The following is a 15923-nucleotide window of genomic DNA, read 5'->3' as shown; positions in this document are numbered from 1 at the left end:
TCCTTTCTTGTTTTCCGTTCTTGTTCTCGCCGACGTTTCGGCACCGTTGAGAGGCGGCGGCATGCGGATAGGACTGCTGGGCACCGGACCGTGGGCGCAGCTGGCCCACGCGCCCGCACTGAGCGGGCACGAGGAGCTGGACTTCGCAGGAGTGTGGGGCCGCCGTCCCGAGGCCGCCAAGGAGTTGGCCGAGCGGCACGGTGTGCGGGCGTACGACGACGCCGACGAGCTGTTCGCCGACGTGGACGCGGTCGCCGTGGCGCTGCCTCCGCAGGTGCAGGCCGAGCTGGCCGCGCGTGCGGCCCGGGCCGGGTGCCATCTGCTGCTCGACAAGCCTCTCGCGCCGACGGTGGAGCAGGGGCGGGCCGTGGTCGAGGCCGTCGAGGAGGCGGGGGTCGCCTCGGTCGTGTTCTTCACGACCCGCTTCCAGCCCGAGCCGGAGGCGTGGATCACCGAGCAGGCGGCGGCGCGGGGCTGGTTCACGGGGTGGGCGCAGTGGCTCGGGGCGGTGTTCACGAGCGAGAGCCCCTTCGCGACGCCGTGGCGGCGGGAGAAGGGCGCCCTGTGGGACGTCGGTCCGCACGCCCTGTCCGTGCTGCTGCCGGTGCTCGGCGACGTGCGGCGCGTGACGGCCGCCGCCTACGGCCCCGGGGACACGGTGCATGTCGTCCTCGACCACGCCGGCGGCGCGTCGAGCACCCTCACCCTGAGCCTGACGGCACCGCCCGCGGCGGCCGGTGCCGCACTGGAGTTGAGGGGAGAGGCCGGGGTCGCGGTCCTGCCGGAGAGCTCCGACGGGGCGGTCCCCGCGCTGATGCGGGCCGCGGACGCCCTGCTCACCGCGGCCCGCACCGGCCGCCCGCACGCGTGCGACGCGGCGTTCGGCCTCCGTGTCACGGAGATCCTCACGGCGGCCGAGAACCTGCTCAACGGCGGCGCGCACTAGAAGCTTTCGGGCCCGCGCCGCCGGACGACCGCCTACGCCGGGTGGAAGTTGAGCCGTTCCCTGACCACCGGGTACCCGGCCTTGGCGAAGTTCGCGGCCATGGGGAAGTTGCCCTGGTCCGTGGCGGCGGCGACGAACTCCGCGCCCTGTCCGACCAGGAAGTGGGTGCACTCGGCCAGCAGGTCGTAGGCGTAGCCGTGGCCGCGCTGGTCGGGCAGGACCCCGATGAAGCCGACGCACGGGCCCGACGGGTTGTGGGCCGGGATGTGGATGCCGGCCGGCTCGCCCTCCGCTGTGTACGCGACCTGCCACCACTCGCGCGGCGAGGGGCACCAGTGGAAGAAGTCGAGTTCCTCCTGGGCGGCCCGGTCGAGTCCGCCCTCCTCGATGGCCTTCAGCGCGTGGGCGTCCAGGGTGGCGGAGTGGATCCGGCGCAGCGCGTCGAAGAACACGGCGTCGTCCGGTTCGGCGCGGAACACCAGGCGCCCGGACCGTTCGGGCAGGCCGTGCTCAGGGGTCCACCGGTACAGCAGGCGTTCGACCAGGAGGTCGTAGCCGGCCTTCCGTGCGGCGGTGAAGCGGGTCTCGGCGGCGGTGCGCAGGGCCGGGGTGTCGCGCCAGCCGGCCGGCAGGTTCAGTTCGAGTTCCACCTGCCAGGGGGCGGAGCGCAGGAGTGCGGCGCCCGCTTCCTCCTCGCCCTCCGCCACGTCGAACCAGTTGAGGTTGACGGGCTCGGTGTCGTCGGGGCCGCCCCACCAGGCGCCGCGGGCGACGACCGTGCCGTCGCGCAGAGCCACCCGTTTCCAGTCGGGGCGGTGCCGGGTCTGCCGGTGGCCCTCGCGGGCGCCCAGCGGGTCGGGCAGGGTGTCGAAGAGATCGGCGGTGCTCGCGTCGAGCGCGCGGATGACCACGTCGGTCATGGACTTCCTCCGGGAAGCATGCTGTGCGGAGCGCTCCCGGTCAGGTCGGTCGAGACACGCCGGGGACGAGGGGCAGGGAGCGCTGGAACAGTGTGAACTGCACGGCTCTGCCCTCCTTCCACGGGTCTCGGGGCGTGCGCCCCACAGGTTACGAGGCCGCCGACGGACCATCCATCGAATTCCCGGCCCGGCTCAAGGGACCCTCCGGCCTGACCGGCCACTCCTCCCGGCCGACGCCCACGCCCCGCCTGCCGGCCCGGGGTGCCCGCGCGGGTCCGGCGTGCGGCGCCCGGCCGGGCGTAGCAGCGTGGTGGTGTGAGCAGTGTGCGCGGCCGGTTGCCGCGCCGGGACCGGGACCGGCGCGGCTGGCTGCGCGGCGCGCCCCCGCCGGGCTGGGCGCGGGTGCTGCCGTCCGCGCTGCTCGCGGGCGTGTGCGCGGCGGAGCTGATCAGTCCGGAGCCGCTCGACATCGGCTTCCTGCTGGGCGCCATTCCGCCACTGGCCGTGCTCGCGCACGGACCGGCGGCGACGGCGGTGCTGGGGGCGCTGGTCGTGGTCGTGCTGACCATCCCGGTCTTCAGCCTGAACGACCCCGGCAGCACCGATTTACTCACCGTGTGCTTCGTGGCGGTGCTCAGCGTGCTGCTGTCGTTCGTCCGCAGCCGGCGTGACGCCCAGCTGGTCACCGAACGGGCCGTCGCCGAGGCCGCGCAGCAGGCCGTCGTGCCGCCGCTGCGGGAGCGGGTCGGGCCGGTGCGGTGCGCGGGGCTGTACCGGGCCGCGCAGAGCGGGACGCTGGTCGGGGGCGACTTCTTCGACGTACGGGCGGGCCCCTACGGCGTACGGGCGGTCATGGGTGATGTCCAGGGACACGGTCTTTCGGCGGTCGCCACGGTCGCGTCGCTGCTCGGGGCGTTCCGGGAGGCGGTGCTGGACCATCAGGATCCGGAGGCGGTGGCGGCCCGGCTCGACCGGAGGCTGGTGACGGACTCGGCGGGCGAACCGCACGCCGAGTTGTTCGCGACGGCGGTGCTGCTCGGCTTCTCCGCCGACGCGAGCGTGGTGCGGATCGTGGCGTGCGGGCAGTCGGGGCCGCTGCTGCTGCGCGACGGGCGTGCCGTCGAGCTGGACATCGAGCCGTGCACGCCGCTCGGTCTCGGCCTGGCCGAGGCGATTCCGCCCCGGGTCGTCTCGGTGCGGCTGCGCGCCGGTGACCGGCTCTTCCTCGCGTCCGACGGGGTCACCGAGGCCAGGGACGCCGACGGGGTCTTCTATCCGCTGGCGGAGCGGCTGCCGGGCTTCGCCGGGGAGGAGCCGGCCGCCCTGGCCGAGCGGGTGTGGGCCGATCTGGTCCGGCACTGCCCGGACGTACGGGACGACGTCACGATGCTCGTGCTCGCGCCCGCTCGGCGGAACGGGCCCTGACGGCGGCCGGGGGGGGGGGGGGGCGGGGCCGGGGGGGGGGGGCGCCGCGGGGGGGGGGGGGGGGCCCCCCGCCGGCGGGCCGTACGACCGGTGGATCAGTCCTTGATCGAGCACTTGTTGCCGATGGCGGGGTTGAAAGCGCCGATGAAGTTGACCGAGTTGCCGCAGATATTGGCATCGATGTCGATGGGGATCTGTACGACGTTGCCGGAAAGGACGCCGGGGTTGCCGATGGAGATGGCCTCGGCCTCCGCGTCGGCGCTGGCCGTGCCGGCACAGGCCAGAAGGGCGGCGCAGGCCAGGCCGAACGCGGCGGTCACACGTGTGCGCATGGGAAAGCTCCTGTCGGTCGGTGGGGACACGTGTCCCCACCGTCGCCCGGGCTGCGGCGACGCGACATCGGTGGGCGTCCGAACGGGGGGCCGGGGCTTCCCCGGGCCAGGTCCGTGCTCTCCGGATGCACGCCGCGCTCGCGCAGGGAATGGTGATATCGGACCCGTTTTTCAGCACCGGGGCCGCACCCAGCGATCCGGACCCTAGGAGCAGAGAACATGTCGACGTCACAGCCCCACGCGTCCCGGCCGCCCGAGGACCGCGCCACCCCGGACCGCCTGCTCCACGCCCGCACCGGCACCGACGTGTCGCCGGAGGACCTGGTCCTCGCCTCGGGCAAGGACCTCACCCCGCACAACCTCGAATGGGCCAGGCGCAAGCTGGCGGCCGAAGGGCCCGCCGCGCTCGAGAAGCTGCTGCCGTAGCCGACCGCCCCCTCGGCGTCCGCCGAGGGGGCGAATCTCCCGGCCGCGGGTGGGTCACGCCCTGTCGTCGTCCCCGGGCAGGGTGCTGTCGTCCTCTACCACGTGCACGGCGGCCTCCTCCGCACCGGCCGCTCCGCCGTCGATGCCGATGTCGGTCGCGACGGTCTCCTTCGTGGTGTCGGCGTGGGCGCCCTCGTCCGGGGCGACCAGGCGGCCGGCGCGGGCGGTGCCCGCCTCCGGGTCCACCGGTTCGCCGTCGCCGTCGGGGCTGTCGCCCACGTCGTCCCCGGCCGGTTCGGCCGACACGTCGGGGACCTCCTGGGACAGCCGCTCGTCGAGGGTCTCGCCCTCGTGCTGCTCGGCGGCGGTGGTGCCGCTCTTGCTGACGCCGAGCGGCTTCTCCGGCGGGGAGTAGCCCTCGTCGAGGGTGTCGTCGTAGGTCCGTTCGCCGACGGCGTCCTGCAGGTCCAGCGGTGCGGCGTCCGCCTGCTCCTCGTTGGTCCCGGTGGGCTGGTACGCGTCGTCCGCCATCGGTTCGGGGCGCATCGGTTCCGTGCCCATCACTTCTGCCTCCCTGTCGCGCGCTGCGGCGACTCGTCGGTCTCAGGTGCCCGTTCCGCGTTTCCCGATACGCGGGCTCTAACCTCGACGGAGGCCGTCGCCGAGGCGGGGCCCGCCCTGCGTCAGGGGCCGTCCCTCGGCGGCCGCGGTGCGACGCGGACGTCCAGGTCCGAGATCCGGTGGACGGGCCAGGTGCGGGCGTAGCGGGGCGGGGTGCCGTCGGCCGGTGCGAGGTGGGCGACCGGGAGACGGTCGGCGGTGCGCAGGATGGCTCCCGCGGTGGTGTTCTCGTTGTTGCCGGAGGTCGCGCCCGAGGAGCAGCCCGTGTAGTAGCCGATCGGGATGGCCTCGTGCCCGGTGAGCAGGCAGGGCGGGCGGACGCCGAGGCGGTGCAGGGCGTCGGCGGTGCGGCCCCAGTCGCGGCGGCTCTCGGTGTTGCGGGACACTGCCCCGTTCAGGACGGCGAGCTGCGCCGCCAGGTGTCCGGCCAGCCCGAGCGCGACCAGCGTGGCGGCCACCGGCCGCCAGGTGCCGCGCGGGGTCCTGACCAGGTGCCACAGGGCGTCGGCGACCGGGATCGCGAGCAGCGCGTAGGCGGGTGTGAGGAAGCGCGGTGCCGCGTAGCCGATCATGAAGAGGTACGGCAGGGCGGCCGTGGCGGCGCAGGCCAGCGGGACGAGGGTCCGCCCCAGGCGCCGGGCCCGGCCCGCGACGAGCAGTCCGAGGCCGGCCAGTACGGGCAGGACGAACCACCAGATGAGGACCAGGGGGTTGGGCATCGACCCGGTGCACGGCCGGCACAGGGCCCGGCCGCCGAGGCTGCGCAGCTGGTCGTCGACGGCGAAGTACCAGCCCAGTCCGCCCTGGATACGGGAGGCCTCCGACAGGCGCTCCCCCAGGCCGCCGTGGCCGAGGTAGGCCTCGATCACCCACGGGACGGCGCCCGCGGCGAGGCCCGCCAGGAGGGCGAGGAGCAGGCGCCCGTGGCGGCGCGCCAGTGCGAGGACGAGCAGCGGCACGGTCACGTAGACCGCGTCGGTGGGCCGCATCCACGCCATGAGCGCGGCGCCGGCGGCGACCCCCCACAGGGCCGCTCGGGCGGAACGTTCCTGCCGAGCCCGCAGGAAGCAGCCCACGCAGATCAGGGCGCCGATCGCCACCCAGTAGTTGGGCATGGCCTGCGGACCGTAGAAGAGGGTCACCCACAAGGAGGCGAAGAGGGCGCCGCCGACGACCAGGACACGGGTCGGGAACAGGCCCCGCCAGGCGCGCAGGGCCAGGTAGAGGCCGAGGCCGGACAGCAGGGCGAGGTAGACGCGCAGCAGCGGGACGGATGTCGACCAGGACGCCACGGGCGCCACGAGCAGTGAGACGCCCCGGGAGCGCGGTGCGCTGAAGAAGGCCGCCGGAGTGTGCGAGGTAACCTGGCTTACGTAGACGATCTCGTCCCAGCCGAGGCCCAGCACGGGCCGGACCAGGGCGAGTTGAGCCAGCGTGAAGACGGCCGCCACTGCGGCGAGCGCCCTGTTCCCCCGGGTTCCGCTGGGCGCGCCCGGCCCGGCCGTCTGTTCGCGTCTTCGCCTGCGAACGAGGATGGCGTTGGAGCCGTCGGTCATGTTCCGCCCCTTGTCCCTTTATCCTAAAAGCTGACAAACAAGGACAAACTAACCCGCGAGATGGAGGAACGCAGGGCGGAATACGGCCAAGTGCCTGACGCGAAGTGAGCGTCAGCGGGCGTTCGGGGCCCGGTGCGGCGGCTGGCTCGGGGCCGGACGTCGGGTCAGCGGGGGCACGGTCCGGGTCACCGGGGCGTCCTCACTCACCGTCAGCTCGATGCCGTGGTGATGGAGCGTCAAGGGCGGGCCGGAGCTCAGGGTGTAGGTGGCGCGGTCGGCGGCCAGCTCCACGCGCAGGCACCGGCCGAGGAACCCCACCGTGAAGGCCAGCCGGCTGAACCTCTCGGGCAGCCGCGGCGCGAACCGCAGGGTCCCGTCGGCGCACCGCATGCCGCCGAACCCGGCGACCAGCGCCATCCAGGTACCGGCCAGCGAGGCGATGTGCAGTCCGTCGCGGGTGTTGTGCTCCAGGTCCCCGAGGTCCATCAGCGCGGCCTCGGCCGTGTAGGCGTAGGCCAGGTCCAGATGGCCCGCCCGGGCGGCCACGACGGCCTGGACGCACGCCGACAGGGAGGAGTCCCGCACGGTCAGTGGCTCGTAGTAGGCGAAGTTGCGGGCGATCTGCTCGTCGGCGTGGCTGTCGAAGTGCTCCTCGAAGTAGCTGCCGCACGTGTACATCGCCAGCACCAGGTCCGCCTGCTTGATCACCTGCTTGCGGTACAGGTCGAAGTAGGGGAAGTGGAGCATCAGCGGGTACTGGTCCGGGCCCGTGCCGGCGAAGTCCCAGCGCTGGTAGCGGGTGAAGCCGGCGTGCTGTTCGTGCACGCCGAGTTCGTCGTTGTAGGGGACGTGCATGGCCTCGGCGGCGTCCCGCCAGGCGGCGCTCTCCTCCTCGTCGGCGCCGAGCCGGGCCGCCTCGTCGGGGTGGCGTTTGCAGGCGTCGGCGGCGGCCACCAGGTTCGCGCGGGCCATGAGGTTGGTGTACGTGTTGTCGTCGGCGATCGCGCTGTACTCGTCCGGTCCGGTGACGCCGTCGATGTGGAAGGCGCCCCGGTCGTCGTGGTGACCGAGGGAGCGCCACAGCCGGGCGGTCTCCACCAGCAGTTCCACACCGACCTCGCGTTCGAACCTCTCGTCGCCGGTGACCGCCACGTACCGCACGACGGCGTCCGCGATGTCGGCGCCCACATGGAAGGCGGCCGTGCCGGCCGGCCAGTAGGCGGAGCCTTCCGAGCCCTCGATGGTGCGCCAGGGGAACGCGGCGCCGCTGAGGCCGAGTTGGGCCGCGCGCTCCCGGGCGGCCGGCAGGGTGTCGAGGCGCCAGCGCAGTTCCTCGGCGGCGGCGCCCGGCGCGGTGTGGGTCAGCAGGGGCAGGACGAACGCCTCGGTGTCCCAGAAGGCGTGGCCGTCGTAGCCGGAGCCGGTGAGCCCCTTGGCGGGGATGGCGCGCTGTTCGGCACGGGCGCCGGCCTGGAGAACGTGGAAGAGGGCGAAGCGGACGGCCTGCTGGATCTCCGCGTCGCCGTCGATCTCGACGTCGGCGCGGCCCCAGAAGTCGTCGAGGCAGGACCGCTGGTCCCTCAGCAGCCCCCGCCAGCCGCTGTGCGCGGCCGCCGCCAGCGCCGCCTCGACCTGGTCGCTCATCGCGGGCCGGGAGCGGACGCCGGACCAGCCGTGCGCGACCAGCTTCTCCACACGCAGCCGCTCCCCCGGCCCCAGCACGGAGGTGACGGTCAGCCGGGCCATGTCCACGTTGCTCTCGCTGCTCGTCGTGGTCCGTTCGGGGCCGGTGACGACGTGGTCGGCGGCCACGGCGACCCTGAGCCCGCTGCGGCGGGTGCGGTGGACCAGGCGCAGCCGGGTGCCCGAGGCGAGGTCCTCCTCGGGTTGGAGCGGCGACTTCAGGGCCTTGGCGGCGCGCGGGTCGCCGTCCGGCTCGGGCAGGCTCTCGTTGGTGACCAGCTCCGACTGGACGACGACGCGGGTACGGCTGTCGACGGGCTCCACCTCGTACGCCACGGCGGCGATCGCCCGCTGGGTCAGGGAGACCAGCCGTGTGGAGCGCACACGGACGGTCGAACCCGCCGGGGAGGTCCACTCGCAGACCCGTTCCAGCACGCCCCGCCTGAGGTCCAGGGTCCGCTCATGGGTGACGAGCCGTCCGTAGCGCAGGTCGAAGGGCTCGTCGTCGACCAGGAGGCGCAGCACCTTGCCGTTGGTGACGTTGATCGACGTCTGGCCGGACTCCGGGTAGCCGTAGCCCGCCTCGGCGTAGGGCAGCGGGTGCAGTTCGTGGACGCCGTTGAGGTAGGAGCCGGGCAGGCCGTGCGGTTCGCCCTCGTCGAGGTTGCCGCGCCAGCCGATGTGGCCGTTGGACAGGGCGAACACGGACTCGCTCTGGGCCAGGAGGCCGAGGTCGAGTTCCGTCTCGCGCACGGTCCACGGCTCGACGGCGTACGCCCGCTGCTCGATCACTCCCGGCCTCCCAGCTCGTCGAGGTCCTTCACCACGACGTCGGCGCCGTGCGCGTACAGGGCGTCGGTCTGTCCGACGCGGTCGACGCCGACGACGTACCCGAAGCGCCCCGCGCGGCCCGCGTCCATGCCGGCCAGGGCGTCCTCGAAGACGGCTGCTTCGGCCGGCCGGATTCCCAGGTCCTCGGCGGCGGCCAGGAACGTGTCGGGGCGCGGTTTGCCCGGCAGCTCGCGCTCGGCGGCGACCACACCGTCGATCCGTACGTCGAAGAAGTGCTCGGCGCCGATCGCCCGCAGCACGTCCCGGCAGTTGGCGCTGGAGGAGACGATCGCGGTGCTCAGGCCGTGGGCGCGGACGGCCTCCAGATAGCGCAGGGTGCCGTCGTAGGCCTCGACTCCGTCGGTGCGGATCTTCGCCAGGACCAGTTCGTTCTTGCGGTTGCCGAGCCCGTGCACGGTCCGCGCGCCCGGTGGGTCGTCAGAGTCTCCGTCGGGCAGGTCGATGCCCCGTGAGGCGAGGAACGTACGCACGCCGTCGGCCCGTGGCCGGCCGTCGACGTACTCGTCGTAGTCGGACGCCGCGTCGAACGGCCGGAAGTCCTCGCCGTCGCGCTCGCGCAGGAAGGCGTCGAACATCTCCTTCCAGGCGGCCGCGTGCACGACGGCCGTCCTGGTGACGACGCCGTCGAGATCGAAGAGGCAGGCGTGGATGTCTTCGGGAAGACCGAGCTGCGTCATACAAGACCGGTTCCCCGCAGGGAGGCCTCCAGTGAGTGGCGCACGCCACACACGTGCCCCGGACGGCCCTGGCACGGGGTGACACACTCTGCGGTGTGCCGCTCGCCTTCGACGACCTCGTCCACCGCGCCCGCGCCCTCCCCCAGGGCGGCCGGCGCGCGATCCTCGGCATCGCCGGCAGCCCCGGCGCGGGCAAGTCGACGCTCGCCGAGCACCTGGTGCGGGAACTGAACGGATCCGGCGATCCCTGGGTCGCGCACGTGCCCATGGACGGCTTCCACCTCGCCGACGCGGAACTGGAGCGGCTCGGCCGCGGGGACCGCAAGGGCGCGCCCGACACGTTCGACGCGGCCGGGTACGCGGCGCTGCTGGGGCGGCTGCGCGAGGAGAGGCACGACGACGTCGTGTACGCACCCGGCTTCGAACGCGTCCTGGAACAGCCGCTCGCGGGGGCGATCCCGGTGCCGGCGACGGCCCGGCTCGTCGTCACCGAGGGCAACTACCTGCTCCTGGACACCGGCGCCTGGGCCCGGGTCCGCCACCGGCTCGACGAGGTGTGGTTCTGCGAGCTCCCCGAGCGGGAACGCCTCCGCCGGCTCGTCGCCCGGCACGAGCGGTTCGGCAAGTCCCACGAGGAGGCGGTGGCATGGGTGTCGCGCTCGGACCAGCCCAACGCCGAACTGGTCACCACGACCCGGGGACGGGCCGACCTGGTGGTACCGGAGTCGGCGCTGCCGCGCGTGGAGAAGTGACCATGGGCCTGGACATCACCGTGCTGGCGGTCGACTGGGAGCGTCTCGAGCGGACGCCGTTCGGGGAGCGGTACGCGCTGCTCGAGGATGCCGCGCTGCCCGAGGACGAACTCGACCGGTACGCGGAGCCGCAGCGCGGCTGGGTGTGGCCCGCCGCGCCGAATGTTCCCTGGTGCGGCCGGTACGAGTTTCACAGCACCCCCGGCTCCTACAAGCCCCACTTCTGGGCGGGGCAGGCGTGGGAGGACGTACGGGAGCACGCCGGGCCGGAACCGCGTGAGCACCTGGACGCGTTCCTGCGGGACCTGATCTGGGACACCGGCGCCGAGGACGCCCCGGTCCGTGGACTGTTCCCCGCGGACCCCGACCCCTGGCACCCCCGGACCCTCCTCGCCTGCCCGCCCGCGACCGTGTCCGCACTGGCCGGGCACTGGGCACGGGCCGAGCCCCTGCTGGAGGGCCTGCGCGAGCCGTACGGCACGCACGCGGCGTGCCCCGGACGGTGGATCGAGGACTTCGACGAGTTCTCGGTGCTGCTGCGCGAGTGGGGCGTGGTGGTGACCGAGGCCGAACGACGCGGGTGGGGCCTGGTAGGCCTGCCCCTGTGACGCCCGGGCCGCCTCACACGGGAGTCACACGACAGGTGCGGGCCGGCGGACGCGCAGTGCGACGGTCAGGGTGTGCGGGCCGAGTCCACCGATGTAGACGCGGTTCCCGGTCGTCGCGTCGGTGCCGCCCACCACGGTGTAGTCCTGCCCCGGGTCGTAGCGCAGTACGTCGCCCCGGTCCGGCCCGGCCAGCGGTCCGCCCGCCTCGACGTCGGCCTTGATCCGGATCTCGTCGTCACCGACCCTGTAGGTCATCGGCCCGGTCGTCAGGCACCAGCGTCCCTCGCCGACCGGTACGGCGCCCTCCGGCACTCCCCCCGGCCTGAAGGTCAGTTCGAGGGCCCAGGGCACCCGCGGTCCGCTGATGTCGATCCGCAGGTCGGCACCGTCGTCCCTCAGGTCCACCTCGACGCGGGTCGTGTGCGAGACCTCGTCCCGGGGCCGGTCCGGGAAAGCCATCGAGGCCGAGAAGCGTCCGTCGTCCACCAGCCGGTAGACGCCGTCGTCCCGTCTCTCGTCCTTCGGCAGCGGCTGGTAGTAGGACGCCGTGAGGGTTTCGGTGAGCCGGAACCGGTCGTCGGCGAGCTGCTCCATGGCGGCGGCGCGGAACGGGCCCAGGTCGAAGAATCCCCGGGAGAGACGGACCGCGTCGAGGACCGCGTCGCCGGCGAACAGACGCAGGAAGGTGGGATTGCAGGCGAGGCCCGAGCGGATGCGCCGGTGCTGGGGCACGTCGGAGCCGCCGTACACCACCGTGTGCGCGGTGGCCGAGGCGCGTGCGGCGAGGCGCGCGGTGGTGATGTACCGGTCGCGCGGAAGGGTCTCCGCGTCCGGTGCCGGCAGGACGCGGCACAGGTCCGGAGTGAGGAGGATCTCGGCGAGCAGGTCGGGGTCGTCGATGCCGCCGACGGCCGCCAGGCGCGCCGCCCGGGCGAAGTCGCCCCGGCCGGTGCGGATCGCGAGCAGCCGGTAGTGCGACAGGTAGGGCGCCAGCGGGAACGGGTGCTGCTGGTCCTGCCGTCGTGAGAGGACGGTCTCGACCGTGCCGTCCGGCCTGATCAGGTCCAGGGTGGTGGCGAGATTGTGTTCGACGGCGTCCCGCAGGTCGGTGCGGCCGAGTACGTCGGCCAAGAGCAGCAGCGACGGGTTGGACACATGGGCCGCGTAGTTGGCGCTCCGTTCCGAGTACAGGCCCTCCGCGTCGATGTCGACGCCTTCGGAGAGCCACTCCTCGATGCGGGCGAGCAGCCGGTCGTCCGGGAACGAACGGTGCAGCCGGGCCAGCGCCGCGGACAGCTCCCAGCGGTGGTTCGGGGTGTGCACCCCACCGGTCAGGAGACTGCCCGAGGCGGCCCCGGCGATCTCGGCGAGGGCGGCCGTGACATCGCGCAGTTCCGGCCCCGCGCCCGCGGCGAGGACGTGCGCGTCGCACACGTCGTTGACGGTGAACCCGGAGTCCGGCGGCGACTGCACGTTGTCGCCGCCGGCGAAGAGTCCGGTGGGTGTCTGCGCGGCCAGGAGGGCGCGGAGGTGGGTCATCGCCGCGGCGACGGCCTGTCCGCTGCCGTGCAGTGCAGACTCCGGGGACCGGTACGCCGCGACCAGAGTCTTCACCCGGCGCGCCAGAGGGCGGTGGGGCACACCGGCGGGTTCCTCGTCGGGGTCGGCCGCCAGGGGGGCGACCGACCGGTCGGCGGCGCGGGCCACCGCGCGGACGAACTCGTGGTCGAGCGGGGTGGGCAAGATCAGTCCTTCAGTCCGGCGTTGATGTCGGCGTTCATGACGTAGCGCTGGAACACCAGGAAGACGACGATCAGCGGAATCATGGTGATGACCGAGCCGCCGAGCACCACCGACCAGTTGATGTTCTGCGCGCCGACGAGGCTCTGGATGCCGATCTGCACGGTGAACTTGCTGGGGTCGTTGAGCATCAGCAGCGGGAAGATGTAGTCGTTCCATCGCCACTGGAACGACAGGATGGCGAGGGTCAGCATGATGGGCCGGGAGATCGGCACCATGATCCGCAGGAAGATCGACAGTTCACGCGCCCCGTCGATGCGGGCCGCCTCGATGAGCTCGTCGGGGACCGTCAGGAAGAACTGGCGGAACATGAAGCATCCGGTCGCGGTGAGCAAGGCCGGGACGATGATGCCGGTGAGCGAGTTGTACAGGCCCAGGTCGCGGACCACCAGGAACTGCGGGGCGAGCATGACCTCGCCCGGCAGCATCGTGGTGGCCAGGATGCCGACGAAGAAGACCTTGAGCCACTTGTTGTCGTACTTGGCCAGCGCGTACCCCGTGCAGCAGCTGACTCCCACCGTGAGGATCGTCGCGATCACACACACGATGGCCGTGTTGATGAAGTACTGGGAGAAGTTGGCGCCGTCCCACGCCGCCTTGTAGCCCGACAGGGTGGGGTCGTCCGGAAACAGCGACAGCGAGGAGAACAGGTCTCCCGCCGGCTTGAACGAGCTGAGGACGAACCACAGCACCGGAAACCCGTAGATGGCCGCCAGGACCCACAGCAGTGTGGTCGCGGGCACCGCGCGCCGAAGCCCGCCGCTGGCTGCCCCGCGGCGCCGCTTCTTGGGAACAGCCCGTCCGGGCCCGGCGTCGACCTTGCGTGGCATGTCTGTGGTTGTCATCGGTTCTCCACCCGCCGGTTGACCATCAGCTGGATGACCGCGACGGCCATCAGGATGAGCATGAGCACGAACGACGCGGCGCTCGCGTAGCCGATCTGGCCCGATTTGAAGCCGGTCTGGTAGATGTACTGGACAAGCAGGTTGTTCGACGTTCCGGGTCCGCCGTTGTTGAGGGAGGCGAACAGCGGGTACTCCTTCATCCCGTGGATCGTGTTGAGCAGGATGACGATGAAGGACGTGGGCGCGATGCTCGGCAGTGTGATGCTGATGAACTGGCGCCACGGACCGGCGCCGTCGAGCGCGGCCGCCTCGTAGTACGACTGGGGTACGTTCTTGATCGCCGCGATGAACAGCAGCATGGAGAAGCCCGTCCAGGCCCAGGACGCCGCCACCACCACCACGATCAGCGACAGGTCCGCGTTCGACTGCCACGGAACGGCACTTCCGCCGAGCTTCTCGATGACGTGGTTGACCAGTCCGAAGTTCTCACCGAACAGCCACCGCCACAGGACACCCACGACGATGGGCGACAGAAGCCACGGGATGAAGAAGAAGACGCGGGCGACCGACACACCCTTGGCGTGCTTGCTCACCAGCACATTGGCGATGAGCAGCGACAACACGAAGTTCAGCGGCACGAAGAGCACGGTGTACAGCAGCGTCCGGGTCAGCGCGTCGAAGAAGGTGGAGTCCCCGAACAGGTTGCTGTAGTTGTCCAGTCCGACGAACTGGAACGCCCCGATGCCCGTGTAGTTCGTGAAGGAGTAGACGAGCCCGATCACCGCCGGCCAGACGAAGAACAGCGCGAAGAGCACGGCATTGCCCGCGATGAGGACGAGCGGCGCGACGGTGTACTTACTGCGTCTCCTGGGTGGGCTCGCGGACACGGCCGAGGCGCGTTTTGTCATCTTCCTGACTCCGTGCTGGTGGAATGGATTGCTGTGGGCTCAGGCCATGAGCCCGGCATCACGTGGGCGCCCAGGGCCGGGCGGCGGGTCTGGACCCCGCCGCCCTGCCCTGTGGTCTACGATGCGCCGCCGACCTGCTGGTTGTAGCCGGCCACGATGTTCTCCAGGGCCTTGTCGGCCGACTGCTGGCCGTTGATCGCCTTGCCGAGCTCCGTCGGGGTCGGGTCCTCGGTGATGCTCTTACCCTTCAGCGCCCACTGCGTCTGCGCGCGGTTGAAGTAGCCGGAGATCGGGTCGTAGAGCGGGATCGACTCGTTGTACAGCTTGAACGCCGCCTGCGCCGCCTCGGACTTGAAGGGGTACTTCGGGTTCAGACCGGTCTCGACGGGCAGGAACCCGGAGGCCTCGCACAGCGCCTGGTAGTGGGCCGGCTCGTACAGCCAGGACAGGAACTTCTCCGCGGCGGCGGCCGCGTCGGCGTTGTTGTTGAAGCCGACCGTCATGCCGCCGCTGTTGACGTCACTGGCCTGCACCGGCTCGGCGGGAGTCGGAACGCTCGCCCACTCGAACTTCGTGATGCTCTCCGCGTAGGCGGCGACCTGCCACACGCCGGACCAGTAGGCGACGACGTCACCGCTCTGGAACATGGCCGACGGGTCGGCCTCGCTGGTCCACACCGACTTCGGCATGGTCTTGTCGTCGTTCCATCCGACGAAGGTGTTCACGGCCTTCTTGGTCGCCGCGTCCACCGAGAACTTGCCGGAGTCGTCGGCGTGGACGTACTTGCCGCCCCTCTCGTACACCATGGCGCGCAGCCGGGACGGCGACGGGTCGAAGGTCAGGGAGTACTTGGCCTTGGTCTTCTCCCGGACCTTGTCCGCCGCCTTGATGAACTCGGTCCAGGTCCAGGTCTTCTCGGGCGAGGTCGGGTAGTCGACGCCGGCCTTCTCGAAGAGCGACTTGTTGATGAACATGCCGGACGCGGTGATGTCCGAGGGGATGGACAGCACCTTCCCGGACGAGTCCTTGGCGATGAAGTTCTTGTTGATCTTGTTGCTCTTCTTGTTGGCGATGGAGCCGAGGTCGATCAGCTTGTTCGCCCAGATCGGGTCCAGCTTCGGCACCGCCGCCACGTCGGGCAGGGAGTTCGCCTGCGCGGCGTTGCGCAGCTTCGCGTCATAGCCGTCGTAGGGGATGTTGACGAGGTTGACCTTGACGCCGGTTTCCTTCTTGTACTGCGCCACCATCTTCTTCCAGCCCGCGTCCTGGCCCGGAACCGTGGAGATCCAGAACGTCAGCGACTTGGAGGTCCCGCCCGAGCCGGAGTCCGACCCGCAGGCGGAGAGCAGCAGGGCACCCGCCGTGGCCACGGCAGCGAGGGGAACAACGCGGCGTATGCCGCCGCGGCCGAGCCGGCGCGAGCGCCGCACACCCAGACTGGTCATCTTCAATCCCTTTTCGTCGTAGCGGAAGAAGCACGGCGCCAGCCGAGGCGGCACGGGTGCATTTTGCAGGAAATTTCGCTTTCCGGGGGCACGGCCTCGCCCGGCCGCGTCGCCCTGACGGGTGGGG

15 protein-coding genes are annotated in these 15923 nt (G+C 71.8%); 5 read left to right on the top strand and 10 right to left on the bottom strand.

Annotated features, from left to right (window positions below; genetic code table 11):
- Nucleotides 1–61: 61 nt before the first annotated feature.
- Entirely contained in the window at nucleotides 62–946 is an 885-nt protein-coding gene (locus tag ACIBK5_RS42280) for a Gfo/Idh/MocA family protein (protein ID WP_399028610.1), read from the top strand.
- Nucleotides 947–978: 32 nt separating this feature from the next.
- Here ACIBK5_RS42280 and ACIBK5_RS42275 read toward each other — a convergent pair whose 3' ends face one another.
- Complete coding sequence (locus tag ACIBK5_RS42275; protein ID WP_399028608.1) at nucleotides 979–1866, bottom strand: GNAT family N-acetyltransferase; 888 nt, start codon at nucleotides 1864–1866, stop codon at nucleotides 979–981.
- 315 nt (nucleotides 1867–2181) lie between these two features.
- Between ACIBK5_RS42275 and ACIBK5_RS42270 the strand changes: the two genes are divergently transcribed.
- Nucleotides 2182–3291 carry a PP2C family protein-serine/threonine phosphatase gene (locus tag ACIBK5_RS42270; protein WP_399028606.1) on the top strand — a complete coding sequence of 370 codons (1110 nt, stop codon included), beginning with the start codon at nucleotides 2182–2184 and terminating at the stop codon, nucleotides 3289–3291.
- Nucleotides 3292–3386: 95 nt separating this feature from the next.
- Here the strand turns inward: ACIBK5_RS42270 and ACIBK5_RS42265 are convergent, their stop codons facing one another.
- A complete protein-coding gene (locus tag ACIBK5_RS42265; RefSeq protein WP_399028604.1) occupies nucleotides 3387–3623 on the bottom strand; it encodes a chaplin in 237 nt (78 codons plus the stop codon).
- Nucleotides 3624–3842: 219 nt separating this feature from the next.
- On the opposite strand from ACIBK5_RS42265, the gene ACIBK5_RS42260 reads away from it, so the two are divergent.
- Nucleotides 3843–4049, top strand: coding sequence for a hypothetical protein (locus tag ACIBK5_RS42260; protein ID WP_189727596.1), 207 nt, complete (start codon nucleotides 3843–3845; stop codon nucleotides 4047–4049).
- 54 nt (nucleotides 4050–4103) lie between these two features.
- On the opposite strand, the gene ACIBK5_RS42255 is transcribed toward ACIBK5_RS42260, so the two are convergent.
- The 4 genes from ACIBK5_RS42255 to ACIBK5_RS42240 form a co-directional block, all read right to left on the bottom strand.
- Complete coding sequence (locus ACIBK5_RS42255) at nucleotides 4104–4595, bottom strand: DUF5709 domain-containing protein (RefSeq protein WP_399028665.1); 492 nt, start codon at nucleotides 4593–4595, stop codon at nucleotides 4104–4106.
- 137 nt (nucleotides 4596–4732) lie between these two features.
- A complete protein-coding gene (locus ACIBK5_RS42250) occupies nucleotides 4733–6226 on the bottom strand; it encodes a hypothetical protein (protein WP_399028601.1) in 1494 nt (497 codons plus the stop codon).
- A gap of 111 nt (nucleotides 6227–6337) precedes the next feature.
- Entirely contained in the window at nucleotides 6338–8701 is a 2364-nt protein-coding gene (locus ACIBK5_RS42245; protein ID WP_399028599.1) for a glycoside hydrolase family 65 protein, read from the bottom strand.
- The gene (locus ACIBK5_RS42240; protein WP_399028596.1) at nucleotides 8698–9438 is read right to left on the bottom strand and encodes an HAD family hydrolase; all 741 of its coding nucleotides are present in this window, start codon (nucleotides 9436–9438) and stop codon (nucleotides 8698–8700) included. The genes ACIBK5_RS42245 and ACIBK5_RS42240 overlap by 4 nt, the downstream gene beginning before the upstream one ends.
- Before the next feature lie 95 nt (nucleotides 9439–9533).
- Between ACIBK5_RS42240 and ACIBK5_RS42235 the strand changes: the two genes are divergently transcribed.
- Both ACIBK5_RS42235 and ACIBK5_RS42230 read left to right on the top strand, forming a co-directional pair.
- Complete coding sequence (locus ACIBK5_RS42235) at nucleotides 9534–10190, top strand: nucleoside/nucleotide kinase family protein (RefSeq protein WP_399028594.1); 657 nt, start codon at nucleotides 9534–9536, stop codon at nucleotides 10188–10190.
- A 2-nt stretch (nucleotides 10191–10192) separates the two neighbouring features.
- Nucleotides 10193–10798 carry a hypothetical protein gene (locus ACIBK5_RS42230; RefSeq protein ID WP_399028592.1) on the top strand — a complete coding sequence of 202 codons (606 nt, stop codon included), beginning with the start codon at nucleotides 10193–10195 and terminating at the stop codon, nucleotides 10796–10798.
- A gap of 24 nt (nucleotides 10799–10822) precedes the next feature.
- Here ACIBK5_RS42230 and ACIBK5_RS42225 read toward each other — a convergent pair whose 3' ends face one another.
- From ACIBK5_RS42225 to ACIBK5_RS42210, 4 genes are all read right to left on the bottom strand, one after another.
- Nucleotides 10823–12541, bottom strand: coding sequence for a hypothetical protein (locus tag ACIBK5_RS42225; RefSeq protein WP_399028590.1), 1719 nt, complete (start codon nucleotides 12539–12541; stop codon nucleotides 10823–10825).
- 2 nt (nucleotides 12542–12543) lie between these two features.
- Nucleotides 12544–13443 carry a carbohydrate ABC transporter permease gene (locus ACIBK5_RS42220; protein WP_399028588.1) on the bottom strand — a complete coding sequence of 300 codons (900 nt, stop codon included), beginning with the start codon at nucleotides 13441–13443 and terminating at the stop codon, nucleotides 12544–12546.
- A complete protein-coding gene (locus tag ACIBK5_RS42215) occupies nucleotides 13440–14351 on the bottom strand; it encodes a carbohydrate ABC transporter permease (protein ID WP_399028586.1) in 912 nt (303 codons plus the stop codon). The genes ACIBK5_RS42220 and ACIBK5_RS42215 overlap by 4 nt, the downstream gene beginning before the upstream one ends.
- A gap of 116 nt (nucleotides 14352–14467) precedes the next feature.
- Nucleotides 14468–15796 (bottom strand): extracellular solute-binding protein, encoded by a 1329-nt coding sequence (locus ACIBK5_RS42210; RefSeq protein WP_399028584.1) that lies wholly within the window; start codon nucleotides 15794–15796, stop codon nucleotides 14468–14470.
- Nucleotides 15797–15923 lie beyond the last annotated feature (127 nt).

The organism is Streptomyces sp. NPDC050546, assembly GCF_044457425.1.
Lineage (GTDB): Bacteria > Actinomycetota > Actinomycetes > Streptomycetales > Streptomycetaceae > Streptomyces.
Note: the sequence above shows the minus strand (reverse complement) of the source record. Positions and strands in the feature narration are given on the sequence as shown.

What these genes read in the sequence shown, in the direction of transcription:
- ACIBK5_RS42265 (WP_399028604.1), bottom strand. Translation starts at nt 3,623, where the DNA reads ATGCGCACACGTGTGACCGCCGCGTTCGGCCTGGCCTGCGCCGCCCTT.
- ACIBK5_RS42255 (WP_399028665.1), bottom strand. Translation starts at nt 4,595, where the DNA reads ATGCGCCCCGAACCGATGGCGGACGACGCGTACCAGCCCACCGGGACC.
- ACIBK5_RS42250 (WP_399028601.1), bottom strand. Translation starts at nt 6,226, where the DNA reads ATGACCGACGGCTCCAACGCCATCCTCGTTCGCAGGCGAAGACGCGAA.
- ACIBK5_RS42230 (WP_399028592.1), top strand. Translation starts at nt 10,193, where the DNA reads ATGGGCCTGGACATCACCGTGCTGGCGGTCGACTGGGAGCGTCTCGAG.
- ACIBK5_RS42220 (WP_399028588.1), bottom strand. Translation starts at nt 13,443, where the DNA reads ATGACAACCACAGACATGCCACGCAAGGTCGACGCCGGGCCCGGACGG.
- ACIBK5_RS42260 (WP_189727596.1), top strand. Translation starts at nt 3,843, where the DNA reads ATGTCGACGTCACAGCCCCACGCGTCCCGGCCGCCCGAGGACCGCGCC.
- ACIBK5_RS42275 (WP_399028608.1), bottom strand. Translation starts at nt 1,866, where the DNA reads ATGACCGACGTGGTCATCCGCGCGCTCGACGCGAGCACCGCCGATCTC.
- ACIBK5_RS42210 (WP_399028584.1), bottom strand. Translation starts at nt 15,796, where the DNA reads ATGACCAGTCTGGGTGTGCGGCGCTCGCGCCGGCTCGGCCGCGGCGGC.
- ACIBK5_RS42215 (WP_399028586.1), bottom strand. Translation starts at nt 14,351, where the DNA reads ATGACAAAACGCGCCTCGGCCGTGTCCGCGAGCCCACCCAGGAGACGC.
- ACIBK5_RS42280 (WP_399028610.1), top strand. Translation starts at nt 62, where the DNA reads ATGCGGATAGGACTGCTGGGCACCGGACCGTGGGCGCAGCTGGCCCAC.
- ACIBK5_RS42240 (WP_399028596.1), bottom strand. Translation starts at nt 9,438, where the DNA reads ATGACGCAGCTCGGTCTTCCCGAAGACATCCACGCCTGCCTCTTCGAT.